The sequence below is a fragment of the Ignicoccus hospitalis KIN4/I genome, assembly GCF_000017945.1.
GTDB lineage: Archaea > Thermoproteota > Thermoprotei_A > Sulfolobales > Ignicoccaceae > Ignicoccus > Ignicoccus hospitalis.
Window position 1 is genome coordinate 652,282 of sequence record NC_009776.1, and the last position, 17,408, is coordinate 669,689.

Sequence of the window (17,408 nt, forward strand, 5' to 3'; positions counted from 1 at the left end):
TAAAACGCCGGGACGCGGGGACTTGGGCTTGGCAAGAAGGGTCTGCAGCTTCTGCGGTAGGGAGATAGAGCCTGGAACCGGAATAATGTACGTAAGGAACGACGGCTCCATTATGTGGTTCTGTAGCAGCAAGTGCTTCAAGAGCTTCAAGATGGGGAGAGACCCGAGGAAGCTTCCTTGGACCGCTAAGTACGCCCGGAGGTGACAAAGGTGGAGAGAGAATTTGTAATGATCAAGCCGGACGGTGTCAAGAGGGGTCTCGTCGGCGAAATAATATCGAGGATCGAAAGGAAGGGGCTCAAGATAGTGGCCATGAAGATGCTCAAGTTGGACAGGGAGATGGCAGAGAGGCTGTACGAAGAACACAAGGGAAAGCCCTTCTTCGATGACTTGATAAGTTACGTGACCAGCGGCCCCGTGGTAGCGATGGTCGTCGAGGGACCCAACGCAGTCGAAGTGATGAGGAGGATGATAGGAGACACCGACGGAGCCAAGGCCGCCCCCGGCACGATCAGAGGGGACTTCGCGCTGAGTAAGGCGAGGAACGTAGTCCACGCGACCGACAGTCCCGAAAAGGTAGCTCGGGAAATGTCGATATTCTTCCGCGACGACGAGATCGTAGAGGGTTACGAGCTCTGTCACTCGATTTATTAACACTTTCTCTCCCCTGCACGCGGGAGTTTGGAGGACAGGGCTTTCTACTTGTTACTTAGAAAGTTTAGAGAGTTCGGCGTGGACCCGAGCTGCGCGAGGCGCGTGAGCTGTCGGAGTGAGCTGGACTGCATAATAAAGGCGTTGAAGATTTGTAACGGCCTCAAAGTCACGCAGCTGGGCATAGACCCGGGAGAGACCGTGGGCATCGTCATAGTCGTGGACGCCGTGCCCGTGTGGGAGTGGGAAGGTTCAAGGGACGAAGCAGTCAAGGTAGTTTCAGAGGTTCTAAAGACTATTGAGATAGATAGAGTAGTTACGAGCGAAGGGGGCCTAGACTTACTCCCCTCCTCCCTCGAGGTGCCCGTGGTTCTGGTAAGGGAACACGGCACCTCCAAGAGGAGGGTGCGCGGTCTCAAAAAGCACTCCTCATCCGCCTACCTCATGGTCGCGAGAAACTCTATTACAAGGAGAGTGAGGAGGTGGAGAGGTGGAAGCTAATGAGTTACGACCATCCTCGAGGAAGGAAAGGACTGTTGGACGAGATTTCAATTATATTGAGGGAAGAGTGCGTAATTTCGGTTATAGCGAACCCGTACATGGAAGCTGCTCAGAAGTTCTCCACCATGCTGTCGCACATAAGGGACTCCTCACTAATCGTGAGGGCTTTGAGGAGCTCTTTCTTCGATTGTAATTCGTTATTTATACTGTTTAACGCCTATAACGCCACGGTACAATTTGCCGAATATGTGGTAAAGAAGCTAAAGAGCCTTGGAATAGGTATCATAAAGACGCTAGTGGTCGATTCGGCGCTCTCCCTCTCAGCGCTGCTTCCCCTCTTGTCGGAAGAGCTCGTGTTGACCCCTTGGTCTACCTTAGGAACCATTGACCCTTACATCTTCGTTTCCCACGTTATGCCGAAGGAAGCGATGGCCGTCAAGGAGTCCATAGACCAAGCCATCGCCAGCGTCCCCAAAGACGGGGGCGGGAAGGGCCAAGTGATCTACGCCCTAGCCGTTTCGGGTAGCCTCTACGAGTACGTCCTCTCAGAGAAGCACATAAGGTACTTAGAGAGGTTACTCAACGACTACGTTAGGGACAGGGTGGCCGAACCTAAGTTCAACGAATTAATGAACAGAATGCTTAACAACATAGATGTTCACGATCAACCCCTCTCGGCAAAGGAGATAAATGATCTCGTGAATTACTCGAAGATAGTGGAGGACCGCCAACTCTTGAACATGATAGAGAGATATTACAACAGCGCCATAAACTACCTCAATAAGTCCGGAAAGGCTCTATTGATAGAGACTTCGCTGGTGACGTATGATATAACGCCGCCCAACACAAACCCGTTGGGTTATTAGGGCCGCACCGGAACGAGGTTCTTCAAGCCCTCGTCCTCATCCATGCCCAACATCAAATTCATATTTTGCACCGCCGTCCCCGCCGCCCCCTTCATCAAGTTGTCTATCGCCGCGAACATGGCTAGCCTCCCAACCCTCTTGTCCAAGGCGAACCCGACCTCGGCGTAGTTGCTGCCGTAGACGTTCTTCACGTCCGGGTAAGGCATGGGCGCCCCCCTCACTATCTTGACGAACTTCTTGCCCGCGTAATACTTCGCATAAATCCTTTGGACGTCCAGCGGCGCTAAGTCTTTCGTAAGCCAAGAATACGCTGAGGCGAGTGACCCCCTTATCATGCTCACGGCGTGAGGGGTAAACCCTACCTTGACGTCTCTCCCGGTATAGTCCCTTATAACCTGCTCCAGCTCCGCTACGTGTCTATGACCTTCTGCGTCGTAAGGCCTGGCCGTGCCTTCCCTCTCCGGGTGATGACCCCCTCTGTAGGGCTTGGCGCCCGCCTCGGAGCTCCCCACCTTGACGTCAACCACTATCCGGTCCAAGTCGATTATTCTTTCAGCCGCTGGGGGCAAGACGGCCAAGATGGAGCTAGTTGCGTTACAGCCGGGGTTAGCAACGAGCTGGGCGCCCCTTATTTTGTCTCCGTAAAGTTCCGGGAGGCCGTAGACGGCCTTTTCGAGCAAGTCCGGGTAAGGGTGTTCGTAGCCGTACCAAGTTTTGTAATCTTCAACCCGCTTGAGACGATAGTCGGCACTTAAGTCCACTACCTTATATCCTACTTCCAAAGCCTTGGGCACGTAATGCAAGGACACCTTGTGGGGAAGGGCGAGGAAGACCAGGTCCACGTCGCCTACGACGTCGCTGAGCTGGTCAGGGTCGTCTAACCTCTTAAACTTCAAGGACGCTGGGTATATCCCCCTCAAGTGAGGGTGGGCATAGTAGACGGGCTTGTTGGCGTATTCCCTAGAGGTGACCACTTTCACGTTCACGTCGGGGTGTACTGCGAGTACCCTTAGCAACTCGCCTCCGGTGTAACCGGAGGCTCCGACTATCGCTACCTCATACGTCATTAACCTTCCCCGGCTCTCGCTAGGACGTCATGATTTAACTCTTATACCTATAAAGCAAAACGATATTAAAAGTTAAGCGAAGTCGGGGCGGGCAAATAATATTGAGGACGAGGGCGTTAGCCAGCCTCATAGCACTCCTCATCGCCTTCTACGTTATCTGGAACGTAGCCCCCGTTTTGGGCAACGTCTCTCAACAATTGCCTCAAGTGGTAGTGGACGCCATACTCTTGGGTAACTTGTACTTCCTCATCGCTGTCGGCATAACTCTGACCTACACGGTAGCCAAGTTCGCCAACTTCGCTCACGGAGACGTCGCGACGGCCGGCGCTTACGCCGCCTATCTGATATATAATTTCGCTATCATTGCTGGAATAATAAACAACATGGCGTTGTCCGTGGGCATAATATCCTTGCTTCTAGGTATCCTTCTCATAGCCCTGTGGAAGATGGGGGGCAGCAGCGACGCGCTGGCCTTAGGCGTGCCCAGCGCCCTAACCGGCCTTGCCATACTTTGGGCGTGCTTCTTACAAGCGAACTTGGTGGACTTGATTATTATTTCGGCCTCAGTTAGCGCGTTAACCAGCGTGCTCTCCCACGTGTTGGTCTATCGCCCCTTGAGCAGGAGGGGGGCTACCTTAGTCCAACTAATGGTGGCCAGCATAGGCGTAGCCCTCTTCGTAAGATACTTCTTATACGAGCTCGCGTGGTACAGCAGGACGTACTTCAATACCGAGATAATGTACCAAAACTTCGGGATAAATTTAAATAGCTTCCAAGCGTGGTTAATGAACAATAGCTTGATAGTGGCTAACACGACGGCTTCGTTCATATCCGACTACGTGCCGGCACTGAGCGTAGGGGCTCAAGGGATAAGGATAATCAAGGTGCCTTCCGTCGACTTGCTGTTGAGTTTCCCCCAGCCGCTCTTGTCGTTCACGGACCTCCACGTGTGGAGTACGGTAACTGTGTTAGTAATACTCATAGCAATGACGACCATGTTCAAGAAGACTAAGATCGGAAAGGCTTGGAGGGCGGTGGCAGACAACCCGGTGCTGGCGGCCGCGTGTGGAATAGACGTAGATTCGGTCATCAACTTAGCTTGGTTAGTCGCGGGAGCGCTGGCCGGGATAGGCGGCCTCTTCTGGGCAATGCAGACGCAGATCTACCCCGAGCTGGGGTGGATGGTCCTCCTGAACGCGTTCGCAGTAGCGGTCTTGGGAGGCCTCGGCAGCTTCTGGGGGACCTTCGTGGCCAGCTACTTGCTGGCCTTCGCGGAACAGTTGGGCGTCAGCATACTGGCGTCCATCGACCCGCAACTGACCGGGTATAGGTTTATGATACCTTTCTCCGTGTTCCTCTTAGTTCTTTTCGTTAAGCCAGAGGGGATAGCCGGCATTCGGAGGAGGAAGGCGTAACTGGGGGTGTTGGGTATGGATAAGGTCGGCGCGCTCCTAGGGTTACTGATCTTGGGGGTCCTCGCGGCTCTGTTTTCGGTAAGCCCGAGCTACGCTATTGACGTAATATTCTTCATAGCGTTCTACGCGATAGCTGCGCTAAGCTTAAACTTAGAATATGGCTACACAGGGCTCAACAACTTCGGACAAGTAGCTTTCATCGCTGTAGGCGCTTACACGGCCGGCGTCTTGTCGTCAGCCTTCCACTTGCCTTTCGTCTACTGCCTACTGGCAGCCGCGTTGGCCGGAGGCCTCTTAGGGGCGTTCGTCGCAGTGCCTACAGTCAAGCTCCGCGAGGACTACTTGGGCATGGCAACAATAATCATAGGAGAGATGATAAGGATCCTCTTGCGAAACACTCCTACGGAGAGCGTCTGGGGCGGCGTCTTTGGGCTAAGGGGGATAAACCCCGTCTTCGCGTACATAAAGGACCCACTCGCGAGGCAAGGGGCCTTCGTGCTACTGACGCTCTCGCTCCTCGCTTTGACTTATTGGTTAGTCGACAAGTGGGGCAACTCGCCATTGGGCCGAGTCCTAAAGAGCATAAGGGACGACGAACTGGCGTCTAAGAGCGTTGGTAAGTTTACTTATCGCTACAAGCTGATAACTATGTTCGTGGGCAGCGCCCTCGCGGGCGTCGCCGGCGCGCTCTACGCGTTCTACTTCCTCTACTTGAACCCCGACGTCTTTATGCCTCTAATAACGTTCATGATATGGATAATGGTAATAATGGGCGGAGTAGCTAACAACTACGGAGTCGTAGTCGGAAGTGCGATAGTGATATTGATAAATAGGTTGACCCAAATAGCTAAGGATTATATAAACCTACCGATAGAGCCCAACTACTTCCAGGCTATGATGGTCGGTATACTGATAATAGTGTTCCTAATGTTTAGGCCCCAGGGTCTGGTGGTAGAAAAAGTTGTGAGGACGCCGGCGTGGAGCGTGTTGAAGAGGGCAGAAGAAGAGGGCAGGGCCAAGCCGCCAGGGGGTGAGGAGCAGTGAGCGACAACATCTTGGAAGTACAAAACGTGAAGAAGCGCTTCGGGGGCGTAGTGGCCCTCGACGGAGTTACAATGAGCGTTAAGAGAGGAAGCATGACTGCCTTAATAGGCCCCAACGGCTCCGGAAAGACCACTTTGTTCAACGTCATAGCTGGCGTGTACAAACCCGACTCGGGCAAAGTGTTCTTCGACGGGAAAGACATTACCGGCTTACCGCCCGAGAAAATTTACCACCTAGGGTTGGTGAGGACGTTCCAAGTCCCTAGGATGTTCAAAGGAATGACCGTGTTCGAAAACGTCATGACTGCTGCTAGGAACAACCCCGGCGAGAGGTACACTAAGTCTCTATTGAAGCGCTTGTGGAAGTCCGTAGAAATGAAGGTAGCCGAGAAAGCGGTGGACACGTTGGAGTTGTTGAAGATACTCCACGTAGCGAGGAACCCTTCAGGCGCCATTAGTGGAGGCCAAATGAAGTTGGTAGAGCTGGCTAGGGGCCTTATGAGCGACCCTAAGATGCTAATGCTAGACGAGCCCGCCGCCGGCGTTAACCCAACGCTGGCCCACGAAATATTTAAGTTCTTGGTAAACTTAAAGACCGAAAAGGGTATGAGCATGCTCATAATAGAGCACCGCCTAGACATCCTCTTCGACTACGTAGATTACGTGTACGTCATGCATAGGGGAAAAATAGTCGCTGAGGGCACCCCCGAAGAAATCATGAACAACAAAGTGGTAGTTGATATATACCTAGGTGAGGCGTAAGGGGTGATAGTTATGGCCGACAAAGTAATAGAGACGATTGACCTCGTCGCGGGTTACGGCAAAATGGTAATCCTCCACGGCGTTAACTTCTACGTCTTGAGGAACGAAATTGTAACTGTGGTAGGCCCCAACGGCTCTGGCAAGAGCACACTACTAAAGGCAATACTGGGCATAGCGAAAGTAATCTCGGGCAAGGTACTCTACGAGGGGAAGGACATAACTAACGAAAGGTTGGACAGAATATCTAGAATGGGTATCGGCTACGTCCCCCAAACGGACAACGTGTTTCCCAGCCTGACGGTGAGGGAGAACTTAGAGATGGGGGCTTACACGATAAAGGACAAAGATGAGGTAGAGAAGAGAATGGAAGAAATGTTCGAGATATTCCCGGAGCTCAGAGCTAGGAAGGACCAGCTCGCGGCCAACTTGTCGGGAGGGGAGAGGCAAATGTTAGCCATGGCCAGGGCTCTGATGGCCAGGCCCAAGGCCTTGTTGCTAGACGAGCCCACGGCCGCCCTCTCGCCAAAGTACGTAGACCTAGTGTTGATGAAGGTTAAAGAAATAAGGGACACCGGAGTGACCATAGTTCTAGTAGAGCAGAACGCCAAGAAGGGGTTGGAGATAGCTGACAGGGGCTACGTGTTGGTGACGGGCAGAGTAGCCTACACGGCTCCAGCCAAGGAAATATTGAGTCACCCGGAGATCGGCAAGCTCTACTTGGGCTTGAAGGGAGCGGGTGCTTGAACGTTGAAAACCTTGGTCTTGAAGATTTCAGGCAAGTTCGTGTCGCCTTATGACACGCCCCTCGTGGAGGGCTATGCCAAGACTCTAGAAGCGCTTAGGAGGAAGTACAAGCTAGCAGTGGTCGTGGGCGGGGGAAGCGTCGCTAGGAAGTACATAGAGCTGGCCCCTCCCTCCAAAGGTCTCAAGGACTTGATAGGGATAGAGGTGTCAAGGCTGAACGCGTTGCTGCTTTCCATGCACACTCCCTCGGCGAAGAAAGTAATCCCCAAGAGCGCCTCGGAGGTGCTCGAGCTCTGGGACGGCGAGGACATCCTCATAGTAGGGGGCTTACAGCCCGGTCAATCCACGAACGCAGTCGCTCTGGTAGTGGCGGAGCTGGTGGGTGCTGACTTGGTGGTGAACGCGACCACGGTGGACGCCGTGTACGACAAGCCCCCCTCGCAGCCTGGCGCTAAGAGAATAGAAAAAATAAAGGCCAGAGAGCTCCAAAGGCTCTTAGAGAGTTTCGACTGGAAGAACGAGCCCGGAAGGTACGAGTTAATGGACTCCATCGCCTTGCAGATTGCAGAGAGGAGTAAGATTCCTATAGCTGTAATCTACGGCGGTGAGCCCGAGAGGATACCGTCTATAGTCGAGGAGGAGGCGTGGGGAACCCTAATCTTACCGTAGCTCGGCAAGCACTTCCATTATGTCGCCCGTGCACGGCTTTTTGGGTTTCCTAAACTTGTTAGGGCCCTTCCTCCTAAGGGCGGCACAGTCCTCTTGCTTTGAGTAGAAACACGGGTAGGAGAAGAGGTAGAACGGGCTCACGCCCTCCTCCGCCGCCGCGTAGAGCGCCTTTATCGAGCCCAAGGGGACCTTAGCATATACGTAATCTATCAGTCTCTTGAACTGTTCCCACGCCTCGACGCTGACGTACCTCTTCCCCAGGTAACACTCCTTCGCTTTCAACAGCCTCTCTGCCACACAAGCCGGGTCCGCGGGGGGCCTCCCCGGGTAGGCGACCACCATTTCTCCCCTTCTCTTGCCTAAAGCCGCCATAGCCAAGAAAGAGGCAAAACACTCTGCGGGCTGCGGCGAAGCGGCGCAGAACGCGTCCCCTACCACCAACTCCTTGTCCCCGAGGACCTTGTCGACGCTGTCCAACACCATAGGCCAGGGGTCTCTGAGACAAATTACAAACGTCTTAAACCCCTTCCCGGCTAACTGACTCTCGGGCAGGGGCCCTTTCTTCAACCTGCTCGAGGGGTTCAACAGAAAGGCGGAGTCGTATACCCTCTTGGCGTCCACGACTTCGCCCTTCTTACAAGGCCTCAACGAGACTACGTCGAAAGTTCTACGGGCCTTACCCTTTCCGCCGACCTCCTCTGAGCCCCCTTCTCCCTTTTTCGAAGCGTCGTATTCGGTGGTTATCAAATATCCCAACGCGACGAGCGTTGAGCTAATTCCGCCTAAGCCGACCGCTACTCTTCCCACGTCCCCCATTCTTCATCGTCCCTCGTGGCGTGGTACTTCTCCCACTCGTCCACCGCGTCGATGTCTTGTCCGACTTTCTTTATTTCGGCGTGGTCCACCTTCACTATAGCCGGCAACGGCGCCAAAGGGCCTAGGACTAGGGCCTCTCCCACCGAGAGCGAAGGCAAGTGTTTGACCAGCTCCTCGCTCAAGCCCTCGCTGCTGGCTTGTACGTGCCTCTGGTCTCCGGGTTCGACCAGCTTAAGCACTATCAGATTGTTGGCTTGACTCAAGGCGTCTTGGTCCAAGCCCTTAGGCCTCTGGGAGACCATAACTAGGCCTACGCCGAACTTCCTCCCTTCCCTAGTTATTCTCGACACCCAGTACTTGGTCAAGGTCCTCCTGTTAGCGGGCGCGAGTATGTGGGCCTCTTCCAGCACCAAGAGGATAGGAACTTTTAGGACTGCTTTACCCTTAGAGCCGGCCTCCCCCAAGACCTTCCTCTTCCTCGCGTTCAATATACTCTTTAGAGATACACTTACAATTATATCGGCCATATCTTCGTCCAGCGAGTGTAAGTCCATCACGTTCAGCGAGGCCGGCTTTATCCTTTCCACTACGTCGGAGGCGTCAAAGTCAAATATTTCCTTGTATTTCTGTTCTGCATCTTGGATCTTTACCAACAAGTTAGGTATGGCAGAGTTGACGTCGCTCTTCGCGTCTATTACAGTGTACAAGTCAGAGCAGTCGTTCTTCTCACAGACTTTCGTCTTGTTCGCATTCTTTAAAGCAATCTTTATTGACGTCAACGGCGTCGTGGGGTTGAACTTACCGTACTCCCTTAGAATCTGCGCCGCCAACGCGATGTTATCGTAGTGGATAACGGGCATCTCTTTGGTGTGCATTAGCTCAATCAACATGTTTTGTAATATTCTGAAGAACTTTTCTTTACTCTCGACGACGTTGCTGTTCTCTATCACTTTCCATAAGGTTAACACGTTACGGAGGTAAAGCTCTTGTTTATGTGCGTCCTTGCTGAGGCCGATGAGCTTGGAGAAGGAGTCCGCGTCCAGCTTCGTAGGGTCGAGCTTAGGCTCTATGACGTTTACGTACTCCGCGTCGAGCCTCGAGTACTCGCCGTGCATGTCAAAGATGAGAACGCATCCATTCTTTTCTTTAACTATTCTGGTCGTTAGGACGGTAACGGTGTTACTCTTCCCCGCTCCGGTAACTGCTACCACCGCCATGTGGCGCGAGACTATTTGGGTGACGTCGACGTAGAACCCCACGCCCGGATGTGCGGCCAACTCGCCTAACTTGATAAACCTCTTATCTCCTTCTCGTGAGAATATCTTCACAAGAGCTTCTTTGCTAGCCTTGTAAACTTCGGAGCCGGGGTCTATGGCTACCCGGGGCGGCTCTTGTTTCCCCATCTTAATTAACGGTTTTATTTTGGTGAGTACCTTAACTATTGCAAAGTACTTAGTGTTAGACTGGCCGAACATGAGCGTTCTTAATATGGTGCCGGCCAAGTGGGGGTTCTCGAGGTCGGCTAAGTCCCCTAACAGCTCGTTCCTAGCTATGCTCTCTTCAACCCAACCGAGCACCTCCTCATTGGAGTTCAACGGCTTTATTATCACGTATTCGCCGACCTTGAGCGGCTCTTTTGTCCTGACCGTGACCTTAGAAGACGTCGCCTCATCAACCACGTAGCCTATCGCTCCCCCGTAACTTTCAACCATCTCTTGAGAGCTCATTAGTACCATCGTCAGAACCCCTTTCGAAATAGGTGAAAAGTTTGAGCCGCCAAGAAGGCAGCCCCCTCTCAGACTTGATATCTATGAGGGATTACGCAATTAGAAAAATGTTTGTCGCCGCCGACGAGTATAAAGACTACGTAAAGGAAGTCTGGTACACAATCGAGGAGGCCGAGCGCTCTCCGAAAGTGAGCTTCGACAAGGTATTTTCTGTAGACGGGTCGAAGTTTCATATAGAATTCCAGTCCTTGTCGCTCTTCCTCGTGCGCGCCCTCTCGTTCCTCATAGACTTTAAGGGCAAGAGCGGGGTACACAAGGTCAAGAGCCTTTACGGGACGGTGACCCCTCCGTACAAGTCTAACGATAGGAGCATACTGTACATGGAAGCGTTGGAACTAGAGCTTGTAAACGAACTACTAGAAGAGGTCGGGTACTCCGACGACGCGTTAATCCTAGCGGACGGCGCCATGAGCACTATAGGTCAATGTAGGACTTACGAGGGGAGCAAATGCGGTTGTGCGCTAAGACACGGGTCCGTATCTGAAGTGCTCAACGACGGGGGCCTCGACGGGAGGTGTAAGGTATGCCTCGAGTGTGCAGTAAAACAAAACAACCTTCGAAAGGTCATAGAAAGAAGGTCGCCTAACTTATTCTATGTTGCAAAGAAATATCACTCCAACGCCCTCTTCCAAGACGAGGAGCTGGACGACCTCACCATCCTATTCTTGGTAACTACGTACTTGAGCAGCGATATGGACGGTGCCGGCGTAACTATACCAATGAGAAAGACTATCAAGTTACCCTTGATAGGTAGGGAAGAGGAGGTCTGGTTCTTTTATGCTAAGTTCAAGAGGGGCGGGAACTTGTACTACATCGAAGTACCCAGAGAGATAGGCTTGGAAGACGCCATGAACTTCGTTAAAGAGGTCTCGCCCCTGTGTACTAAGGGCGTCGGCTACCCCCTCCCCCTGATATGGGCCCACAAGAGCGTAGAGTTGCCGGAGAAGACAATCAGGCCCATAATCGAGCAAGCGTACGCGTTCTTCAGAAGCGGCAGAGAGGGGCTATGACCAAAATATAAGTGGCCCGAGGCCCTCGCCTCCGGGTGGGCTAGGAGTGTTCAAGCCGGTGGACGTCGACGTCTTCGTAGTAGAGGCCGAAAGGGGGCTGGCGGGCAACGTATACGTAGCGGTAGCCATGGGCAGAGTGCCCTCAGAACAGAAGCCCAAGCTCACATTCTTCGTCGTCCCCCCTTCAGAGATACAAAAAAACATAAACAAGTACAAGGAAGTAGTTAAGTTCGTTAATGTAGAGAGTGAGGAATTCAAGAAGCTGAGGCCCGAGCTCAGGAGGCTGGCAAGGGAAGCCATCCGGTCGCCCTCCTCCTATATACCCCCAGAAGTGGTGGAGGAACTGAGGAAGAAATGAGTGAGGTCCTAATAAGCGACGTGGAGAGCGAAGAGGAATGCCTCTCGGCGTGCGAGGCGAGGTTTTGTCACGGAGCCTTGTACTCACCCTCCGAGAGGCTCTGTAAGTGTCTGCTCTGCACTGGGCCCCTTCGGGAGTGATGTGAAACCCCCGGCCGACCTCCTCGCGGCGGGGCATGAGGAGGCTCGGCGCAACTGACCTCGATGCGACTCAGCGTAACTCTGATTCCTCACCCGAGAGCCTCGGGCTTGCCGAGTTATCATCATCGCCCTTAACTCTCCCCTCCCACTGTATGCTTGGCGGAGAGGTTGCTGAGGCTTAAACTAACAGACGTTCCTCCGGAAAGGTTAGTAGGCGTAAAGGTTAAAATATTTAAGAACAAGGATGACTTCGTAGAATTCGCCTCCCCCTTCTATACGGTAGAGGAAGTTAAGCCTAACAGCGTCGTAAAGGTGAAGAAGGACGGAGAAGGTTACGTGGCCGCCTTCTGTGAGGACGACTTCGAGTGTGCCACATCGCTGGGAAAGGTACTAAAGCAGCTGAGGACCAGCGTAGTCGACCTAACGAACGTCGAAGACCCTTACCCCTACATAACCGGCATAGCACTGACTGCCTGGGAGTTTGACAAGTACAAGTCCGAGAAGAGGGAAGTGGAGATAGTTTTCAGTACGCCTAACAAGGAAGTGGCGCAAGAGGCGTTAAGGCACGCGGAAGCGCAGATGTTCGCCAGAGATCTCGCTTCCGAGCCTCCTAACGTTCTGAACCCCAAAACCTTCCCGGAGAGAGTAATGGAAAAGGTCAAGGGCTTACCAATAGAGGTAGAAGTCTTAGATGAGAACGACCTCAAGAAGGAAGGACTGGAGCTACTCTTGGCGGTCGGCAAGGGTTCCGACGTACCCCCGAGGTTGCTAATAATGAGGTACTACGGAGGCGGGGAGAAGCTCGCAATGGTAGGAAAGGGAGTCACCTTTGACGCCGGCGGATATAACTTGAAGCCGGCAAATTACATGAAAAACATGCACGCCGACATGAGCGGCGCTGCTGCAGTCGCCGCTGCGACGCTCTACGCAGCAAAACTGAACTTAAACGTCAACTTAGAGTCATATATTCCGTTAGCAGAGAACCTAATATCCGGGAGGGCCTACAAAATGGAAGATATCATAAGGAGTTACAGTGGCAAGTACGTCCACATAGGCAACACCGACGCGGAAGGCAGGCTTATCTTGGCCGACGCCCTAGCTTACGCTAAACGCTCGTCGCCCAAGGTGACTTTTACCTTAGCGACTTTGACGGGCGCCCAGATAATCGCCCTCGGGTACGACATAGCTGCGCTGTACGCCACCCACGACGAGGACGCCGAGAAGGTGGAGGAGGCCTCGAAGCGTACGAAGGAGCTGGTGTGGAGAATGCCTCTATACGAGAAGTATAAAGAAGAATTAAAGCATCCAAGTGCGGACTTGAGCAACGTGGGGAAGGGCAGGGGAGCCGGAAGCATAATCGGTGCGCTGTTCCTAAAGGAGTTCGCGCCGGAGAGGTGGGTGTACTTAGACATAGCCGGTCCAGCCATGGCCCACGAGGCCAACGCTTGGTGGTGCTCTCCCTACCCCACCGGTTGGGGCGCCAGGCTGATGTTAGCGACCTTGAAGGAGTACCAGTAGGGTGAGGCGGCCGTGCCGGTTAGGGTGAGCGAGTACAAGTCGTTTAAGGAGTTGTTAGACGACATGAACAGAGAGTTAGAACTGAACTTGGAGGGCCTTAGAGGGATACTGAAGATTCTGTTAGAGGAACAGTGGAGGGGGAGTGGAGAGGGGTCAGCGTCATATCCGCGAATGAGGATCTTGGTTGACCCTAACGACGAGTTGATAAAAAACCAAGTGATCCCGGTATTATCAGAAGTGGTTAACAACGTGAGGGCCTTGAGATCTTCCATTGCAATCTTCAAAACGCTCTTCTCGAAGAGTGAGCTGGAGACCGAACTCAAGCTGAAAGCTATATGGGACGGCTCCCACGTCAGGGTGGTAATAGTATCTACGACCTAAGCACGTCAAGCGCTACTCCACCTTCTTCAAGCCGGCCATAACTAGGACGCTGTCGGCGACGAAACTCATGCTTATGTAGCCCCCCTCAGCCTTAACCACCACGTCTAACTGTCTCTTCTCGGCACTGTAGGCCCTCAACTCCTTTTCGGATATGCTCTTCAAGTCGTGGAATATATTTATCGCTATCTCATAAATCTCGTTGATCTTTTCTGGCCTTATGTTTTCGTAGTCAACCACCTCTAGCTTAGTCCCTTTCAGCTCGTAAACCACGTACCAGTCGACCTTGTAGCCGGGCACTTCTTGTACCTTCCACTTCTTCTGTGCCATCTTCGGAATCACCTCCTCAGAGAACCTTTAAGTGTAGAGCTACACACCCTACCGGCTTGTCTCCCCTAGCGATCCTCATCGCGGCGTCCCTCAAGACCTTCAAAGCGGCCGACTCGGTGGGCTTGTAGTTTATGCTAGCGGGAGGGGCCGCGCCGGAGACCTTGACGTCGTAGAGCTTGCCGTCGAAGGGTACGAAGACTACGTAGCGGGCAGCGAACTTCTTACAGAGCTCCGGAGCCTTAGCGACTGCCGCCCTGTACTCGTGGTGGACGGGCTTTATCATGTTAACGAACACCATGTATATGGGTAGGCTAGGGTAGAACATTTCCACGTATCTGGCCGCGTACTCAGCAGTAGTCGGGACGGCGTCTATCACTATGTTTAGCCAGTGGGTAGCGCTGGCCGCCACCCTGTGGAAGGGGGCGGGCGCGGGTCCGCTCGGGACGGGGTAGTCGTTGAACACGACGTCGTGCGTGTTTGACAAGTAATTAACCAAGCTTACGGCCCTCTCCCTTATTTTGTTGTAGTTGTCCTCGAGTTCTTCGGCTAACCTCTTTACCTTCCCCCTCACCAAGGCCTCCTTGTCCGATGCAGGGACCAAATCAACTTCTATCACCTTTCCTTCTGCCGTGGTGAAGCTCACCTTTCTGACTACTTCGTCTGGGCTGGCTTCTCCCATCAACAGCTCCAAGAGGCCCGGCCCTTCTGACGAACCCAGCAACCTGGACGTTAGCCTGGGCGACCACAAGTCCCAGTCTATCATAGCTACCTTGTAGTCCCTCTGTGCTATCAAGAACGCTATCTCTACGGTTATGCTAGTCTTACCGACGCCTCCCTTGGGGCTCATAGTGCCGTAGACGTTCTCCTTTTCTATGCCAACGACTATTTCTTCTCCTTTCTTCTTCTTCTTGAAGAAGAGTATCATGGCTATCACCCGGGAACTACTTTTACCTTGAACAGGTCACCTACCCTACTCTCCAACATCTTCTGTAACTGCTCCATGATACGCTTGGGAACCCTCTTGCTTACTATGACAATCAGTTCATGGTTGCTCAACTTCGCCTCACCTTCCACGCCTAGCTCTCTGATTATATTTTCTATAACGTTTGCTACCTCGTTCATTATTTCGTCGGGCGGTATTACTGTCTCGCTCACGCCCGCCTCCACGAGCTCCTTGTCCGGTATGAAGAGCTCTATTCCGGGGATTAGTTGGACCAACTTCTTAACGTCTTCCGGCAACGCGGAGACGTCGAGGCCCGCGCTCTCCATGACAGACTCCACGCCTCCCTCGACCATAGTAGTGTGGGGTATGACCAACAAAGCTAGGATGGCGTCCTTGAAGTCCGCCTCCGAGGGTAGTTTGGGCTCGCCGGCAACCACCCTGTTGTTTTCAACAGTAAGTATGAATTTGTTCCACTTTAGATCCTTCTTGAGTATCAGGAGTATGGCTTTCCCGCTCTTTATTTTCTTGGCCTCAATCATTACCTCCTCTGGGTGTCGTATTTTCTTAATATTCTTCTCCTCAGGCACCCCGTTGAGCCCCGTGTGTGAGGCCTACGGAAGCTTTAATTTTCTAGTACTAGTTCCACAAACGGAGGTCCTAGAGTACTTGGCGCAATCAACAGAATTGCCAAAGGGCTATTCTATTGTTAAGGGAGAATGTGGAGTTAACGCGCTAAAGAAGGTCCTCAACAACCTTTGTACGAGGCTGAGCGTAAGGAGTGGAGGCTCCAAGGGGAGCTTCGTCCTATGTAAGGGAAAGGTCGTAGAGGGCTCGTGGAGGGGGCTCCAAGGGGTCGAAGCTTGGAACGCGCTACTGGAGGACGTATCCCGAGCGTCGAGCGAATTTCACTTGACCTTTTATCAACCTCCCTCTTCCTTGACTTTTACCGAAGACCTCGAAGTGGCAACCGAGGTCGCGTTGGAGGAGACCGAAGCCAGTTACTTTTCCGGGGTGAGCGTGGTCGCTTTGGGCAAACACGTGTTGGCCATACTCCACAAGCTCGAGAGCTTGGGGTACGAGGTGGAAGACATGAAGATAAAGGTAGATAAAAAGGTCGCGTACGTGTCGCTGGCCGCCCGGGAGTATGACCCGGAGCTCGTAAGGAGGATCGCGCTTGAGTACTTGGAGCCGCTGGGCATCAAAGAGGTGAGGGTAGAGAGCCTTGGCTGAGTTCTGTTGGTCCCTTGGCGACCCGATCAAGAGCGGTCCGGACTTGCTGAGCCTAATAAATTACGTGGCCTCGAAGGGCCTCAACTGTAGGATAAGCGTCGTCTGGCCTCCTCTGGACCTTCTCTTCGCCGAGGGTCACATCATGGGTTACAGAGGCGACCTAAGCAGTTTCTCTTTGCCAAAGAAGCTCGAAATAAATGTATACGAACTAACTGACGAAGAGATACTCGTTGAACTTGAAGATAAAGATTACATTAAATTAGATTCCATAGAGAGCTTGATCTCGCTCATAAAGGAAATTGTGGTGAGGGAAGCGTTAGTAATTAAGGGGAAAGTGTATCCCGTCGCCCAACTAATAGATCCGTCGTCCGTAAGCGTGGATACCGAAACGTGGGAGAGCGTCTCAGTTACCGTCGAAGAGCCGAAGGAATTCTTGGGAACGCTGATAAGTGGAGGACACAAAGCAATCAACGTTGTTTCGCTCACTGAGAGGTGGACCTTGGACGTTCTCGCATGTGACGACAAAATATTGGGAGCGAGCCTCTACATGCCGGAGAGCGTGGAAACCATAAAGGGCTCAGACGCGTTCGTCTTTCCCCTAGAAAGCCCTGGTAAGTGGATAGTTACGATGGCGAAGCCGTTCTTGTGTCCAAAGGTCTCGCTCGTACTGGACCCGAGGCTTGATGAACGGCTCAAAGGCGTTGAAACGGGGGTAGTAAAGCTATGATAATTGTGGCTGTGGGCGCGGATTCGTTAATAAACAAGCTCAAAAGAGAAGTAGAGGAAGTAGAGAAAGAGCTGGCCGACTACGGGAACGCCTTGTCGGTCGTGATGGACCAGGGAAGGAAAGAGCTGGTAAGGTATAAGCTCCTAGGGTTCAAGACGAAACCCCCGGAAAAGGAAGTTATCTCAGAAAAGCCTTTGACCGTCCTCCACCGCTCCCTCTTAGTCTTCTCAAAGGACTTCGAGAGGGAGGTCGCGTCTACCTTCAAGGAGTACAAAGAGGAGATCCAGAGCTTGATAGATAAATTAAACGCCCAACGCGAGGAGTTCAAAGATCACATATTCTTCGTCTTCACCAAGGGTGCAAAAATAGTCGCTATTTACGTGCTCCCGCCTACGGTCCCGGGCTATGAGACAATTAGGGCCGAGCTAGAGAGGTTGGAGGGAGGGCGCTAGG

General features: G+C 52.8%; 23 protein-coding genes and 1 pseudogene. 18 read left to right on the forward strand and 6 right to left on the reverse strand.

Annotated elements, in window-relative coordinates:
- Positions 1-22: 22 nt before the first annotated feature.
- Genes IGNI_RS03745 through IGNI_RS03760 form a run of 4 tightly spaced genes read left to right on the forward strand, consistent with a single transcriptional unit; the run spans position 23 to position 2,018 of the window.
- Positions 23-205, forward strand: a complete 183-nt coding sequence (locus IGNI_RS03745; RefSeq protein ID WP_011998758.1) for a 50S ribosomal protein L24e — start codon at positions 23-25, stop codon at positions 203-205.
- Positions 206-210: 5 nt separating this feature from the next.
- The gene (gene ndk, locus IGNI_RS03750; RefSeq protein WP_011998759.1) at positions 211-654 is read left to right on the forward strand and encodes a nucleoside-diphosphate kinase; all 444 of its coding nucleotides are present in this window, start codon (positions 211-213) and stop codon (positions 652-654) included.
- A gap of 27 nt (positions 655-681) precedes the next feature.
- Positions 682-1,152, forward strand: a complete 471-nt coding sequence (locus IGNI_RS03755) for a hypothetical protein (RefSeq protein WP_011998760.1) — start codon at positions 682-684, stop codon at positions 1,150-1,152.
- On the forward strand, positions 1,134-2,018 hold the full coding sequence (locus tag IGNI_RS03760) for a hypothetical protein (protein ID WP_052570079.1): 885 nt from the start codon (positions 1,134-1,136) through the stop codon (positions 2,016-2,018). The genes IGNI_RS03755 and IGNI_RS03760 overlap by 19 nt, the downstream gene beginning before the upstream one ends.
- Here IGNI_RS03760 and argC read toward each other — a convergent pair.
- Positions 2,015-3,085, reverse strand: a complete 1,071-nt coding sequence (gene argC / locus IGNI_RS03765) for an N-acetyl-gamma-glutamyl-phosphate reductase (protein WP_011998762.1) — start codon at positions 3,083-3,085, stop codon at positions 2,015-2,017. The two genes, IGNI_RS03760 and argC, sit on opposite strands and share 4 nt — an antisense overlap.
- Before the next feature lie 101 nt (positions 3,086-3,186).
- On the opposite strand from argC, the gene IGNI_RS03770 reads away from it, so the two are divergent.
- From IGNI_RS03770 to pyrH, 6 genes and pseudogenes are all read left to right on the forward strand, one after another.
- Positions 3,187-4,500 (forward strand): branched-chain amino acid ABC transporter permease, encoded by a 1,314-nt coding sequence (locus IGNI_RS03770; RefSeq protein ID WP_011998763.1) that lies wholly within the window; start codon positions 3,187-3,189, stop codon positions 4,498-4,500.
- A gap of 15 nt (positions 4,501-4,515) precedes the next feature.
- Positions 4,516-5,544, forward strand: coding sequence for a branched-chain amino acid ABC transporter permease (locus IGNI_RS03775; protein WP_011998764.1), 1,029 nt, complete (start codon positions 4,516-4,518; stop codon positions 5,542-5,544).
- Between the two features lie 50 nt (positions 5,545-5,594).
- Positions 5,595-6,068: pseudogene (locus tag IGNI_RS07975) on the forward strand (ABC transporter ATP-binding protein); the annotation flags it as partial.
- A 147-nt stretch (positions 6,069-6,215) separates the two neighbouring features.
- Positions 6,216-6,305, forward strand: coding sequence for an ABC transporter ATP-binding protein C-terminal domain-containing protein (locus tag IGNI_RS07980; RefSeq protein ID WP_420805655.1), 90 nt, complete (start codon positions 6,216-6,218; stop codon positions 6,303-6,305).
- Positions 6,306-6,317: 12 nt separating this feature from the next.
- A complete protein-coding gene (locus IGNI_RS03785) occupies positions 6,318-7,049 on the forward strand; it encodes an ABC transporter ATP-binding protein (RefSeq protein ID WP_052570499.1) in 732 nt (243 codons plus the stop codon).
- A gap of 3 nt (positions 7,050-7,052) precedes the next feature.
- Complete coding sequence (gene pyrH, locus IGNI_RS03790; protein ID WP_011998767.1) at positions 7,053-7,718, forward strand: UMP kinase; 666 nt, start codon at positions 7,053-7,055, stop codon at positions 7,716-7,718.
- On the opposite strand, the gene IGNI_RS03795 is transcribed toward pyrH, so the two are convergent.
- Both IGNI_RS03795 and IGNI_RS03800 read right to left on the reverse strand, forming a co-directional pair.
- Positions 7,710-8,534, reverse strand: coding sequence for a hypothetical protein (locus IGNI_RS03795; RefSeq protein ID WP_052570083.1), 825 nt, complete (start codon positions 8,532-8,534; stop codon positions 7,710-7,712). The genes pyrH and IGNI_RS03795 overlap by 9 nt on opposite strands.
- Complete coding sequence (locus tag IGNI_RS03800) at positions 8,513-10,270, reverse strand: ATP-binding protein (protein WP_011998769.1); 1,758 nt, start codon at positions 10,268-10,270, stop codon at positions 8,513-8,515. The genes IGNI_RS03795 and IGNI_RS03800 overlap by 22 nt, the downstream gene beginning before the upstream one ends.
- A 32-nt stretch (positions 10,271-10,302) precedes the next feature.
- Between IGNI_RS03800 and IGNI_RS03805 the strand changes: the two genes are divergently transcribed.
- The 5 genes from IGNI_RS03805 to IGNI_RS03820 all read left to right on the forward strand — a co-directional run bounded on the left by IGNI_RS03805 (position 10,303) and on the right by IGNI_RS03820 (position 13,728).
- On the forward strand, positions 10,303-11,331 hold the full coding sequence (locus IGNI_RS03805; protein ID WP_011998770.1) for a DNA double-strand break repair nuclease NurA: 1,029 nt from the start codon (positions 10,303-10,305) through the stop codon (positions 11,329-11,331).
- Positions 11,332-11,377: 46 nt separating this feature from the next.
- Positions 11,378-11,689 (forward strand): hypothetical protein, encoded by a 312-nt coding sequence (locus IGNI_RS03810; RefSeq protein WP_011998771.1) that lies wholly within the window; start codon positions 11,378-11,380, stop codon positions 11,687-11,689.
- Positions 11,686-11,829 carry a hypothetical protein gene (locus IGNI_RS07765; RefSeq protein WP_187145929.1) on the forward strand — a complete coding sequence of 48 codons (144 nt, stop codon included), beginning with the start codon at positions 11,686-11,688 and terminating at the stop codon, positions 11,827-11,829. The genes IGNI_RS03810 and IGNI_RS07765 overlap by 4 nt, the downstream gene beginning before the upstream one ends.
- 168 nt (positions 11,830-11,997) lie before the next feature.
- Complete coding sequence (locus IGNI_RS03815) at positions 11,998-13,347, forward strand: M17 family metallopeptidase (protein WP_052570084.1); 1,350 nt, start codon at positions 11,998-12,000, stop codon at positions 13,345-13,347.
- 12 nt (positions 13,348-13,359) lie between these two features.
- The gene (locus IGNI_RS03820) at positions 13,360-13,728 is read left to right on the forward strand and encodes a hypothetical protein (protein WP_011998773.1); all 369 of its coding nucleotides are present in this window, start codon (positions 13,360-13,362) and stop codon (positions 13,726-13,728) included.
- 12 nt (positions 13,729-13,740) lie between these two features.
- On the opposite strand, the gene IGNI_RS03825 is transcribed toward IGNI_RS03820, so the two are convergent.
- Genes IGNI_RS03825 through IGNI_RS03835 form a run of 3 tightly spaced genes read right to left on the reverse strand, consistent with a single transcriptional unit; the run spans position 13,741 to position 15,585 of the window.
- A complete protein-coding gene (locus IGNI_RS03825) occupies positions 13,741-14,055 on the reverse strand; it encodes a hypothetical protein (RefSeq protein ID WP_148202234.1) in 315 nt (104 codons plus the stop codon).
- 16 nt (positions 14,056-14,071) lie between these two features.
- The gene (locus IGNI_RS03830; RefSeq protein WP_011998775.1) at positions 14,072-14,980 is read right to left on the reverse strand and encodes a nucleotide-binding protein; all 909 of its coding nucleotides are present in this window, start codon (positions 14,978-14,980) and stop codon (positions 14,072-14,074) included.
- A 5-nt stretch (positions 14,981-14,985) separates the two neighbouring features.
- Positions 14,986-15,585, reverse strand: coding sequence for a hypothetical protein (locus IGNI_RS03835; RefSeq protein WP_011998776.1), 600 nt, complete (start codon positions 15,583-15,585; stop codon positions 14,986-14,988).
- A gap of 4 nt (positions 15,586-15,589) precedes the next feature.
- Here IGNI_RS03835 and IGNI_RS03840 point away from each other — a divergent pair, with 4 nt between their 5' ends.
- The 3 genes from IGNI_RS03840 to IGNI_RS03850 are packed head-to-tail and all read left to right on the forward strand — an operon-like array spanning position 15,590 to position 17,407.
- Positions 15,590-16,228: a hypothetical protein gene (locus tag IGNI_RS03840; RefSeq protein WP_011998777.1), complete on the forward strand. Its 639-nt coding sequence runs from the start codon at positions 15,590-15,592 to the stop codon at positions 16,226-16,228.
- Positions 16,221-16,955 carry a hypothetical protein gene (locus IGNI_RS03845; RefSeq protein WP_011998778.1) on the forward strand — a complete coding sequence of 245 codons (735 nt, stop codon included), beginning with the start codon at positions 16,221-16,223 and terminating at the stop codon, positions 16,953-16,955. The genes IGNI_RS03840 and IGNI_RS03845 overlap by 8 nt, the downstream gene beginning before the upstream one ends.
- Positions 16,952-17,407: a magnesium transporter CorA family protein gene (locus tag IGNI_RS03850; RefSeq protein WP_012122891.1), complete on the forward strand. Its 456-nt coding sequence runs from the start codon at positions 16,952-16,954 to the stop codon at positions 17,405-17,407. Before IGNI_RS03845 ends, IGNI_RS03850 begins: the two co-directional genes overlap by 4 nt.
- Position 17,408: the final 1 nt, after the last annotated feature.

Bases quoted from the DNA above. Each gene is read 5' to 3' on its own strand.
- IGNI_RS03830 (WP_011998775.1), bottom strand. From the start codon at position 14,980: ATGATACTCTTCTTCAAGAAGAAGAAGAAAGGAGAAGAAATAGTCGTT.
- IGNI_RS03825 (WP_148202234.1), bottom strand. From the start codon at position 14,055: ATGGCACAGAAGAAGTGGAAGGTACAAGAAGTGCCCGGCTACAAGGTC.
- IGNI_RS07980 (WP_420805655.1), top strand. From the start codon at position 6,216: ATGCATAGGGGAAAAATAGTCGCTGAGGGCACCCCCGAAGAAATCATG.
- IGNI_RS03775 (WP_011998764.1), top strand. From the start codon at position 4,516: ATGGATAAGGTCGGCGCGCTCCTAGGGTTACTGATCTTGGGGGTCCTC.
- IGNI_RS07765 (WP_187145929.1), top strand. From the start codon at position 11,686: ATGAGTGAGGTCCTAATAAGCGACGTGGAGAGCGAAGAGGAATGCCTC.
- IGNI_RS03800 (WP_011998769.1), bottom strand. From the start codon at position 10,270: ATGGTACTAATGAGCTCTCAAGAGATGGTTGAAAGTTACGGGGGAGCG.
- IGNI_RS03795 (WP_052570083.1), bottom strand. From the start codon at position 8,534: ATGGGGGACGTGGGAAGAGTAGCGGTCGGCTTAGGCGGAATTAGCTCA.
- IGNI_RS03785 (WP_052570499.1), top strand. From the start codon at position 6,318: ATGGCCGACAAAGTAATAGAGACGATTGACCTCGTCGCGGGTTACGGC.
- argC (WP_011998762.1), bottom strand. From the start codon at position 3,085: ATGACGTATGAGGTAGCGATAGTCGGAGCCTCCGGTTACACCGGAGGC.
- IGNI_RS03850 (WP_012122891.1), top strand. From the start codon at position 16,952: ATGATAATTGTGGCTGTGGGCGCGGATTCGTTAATAAACAAGCTCAAA.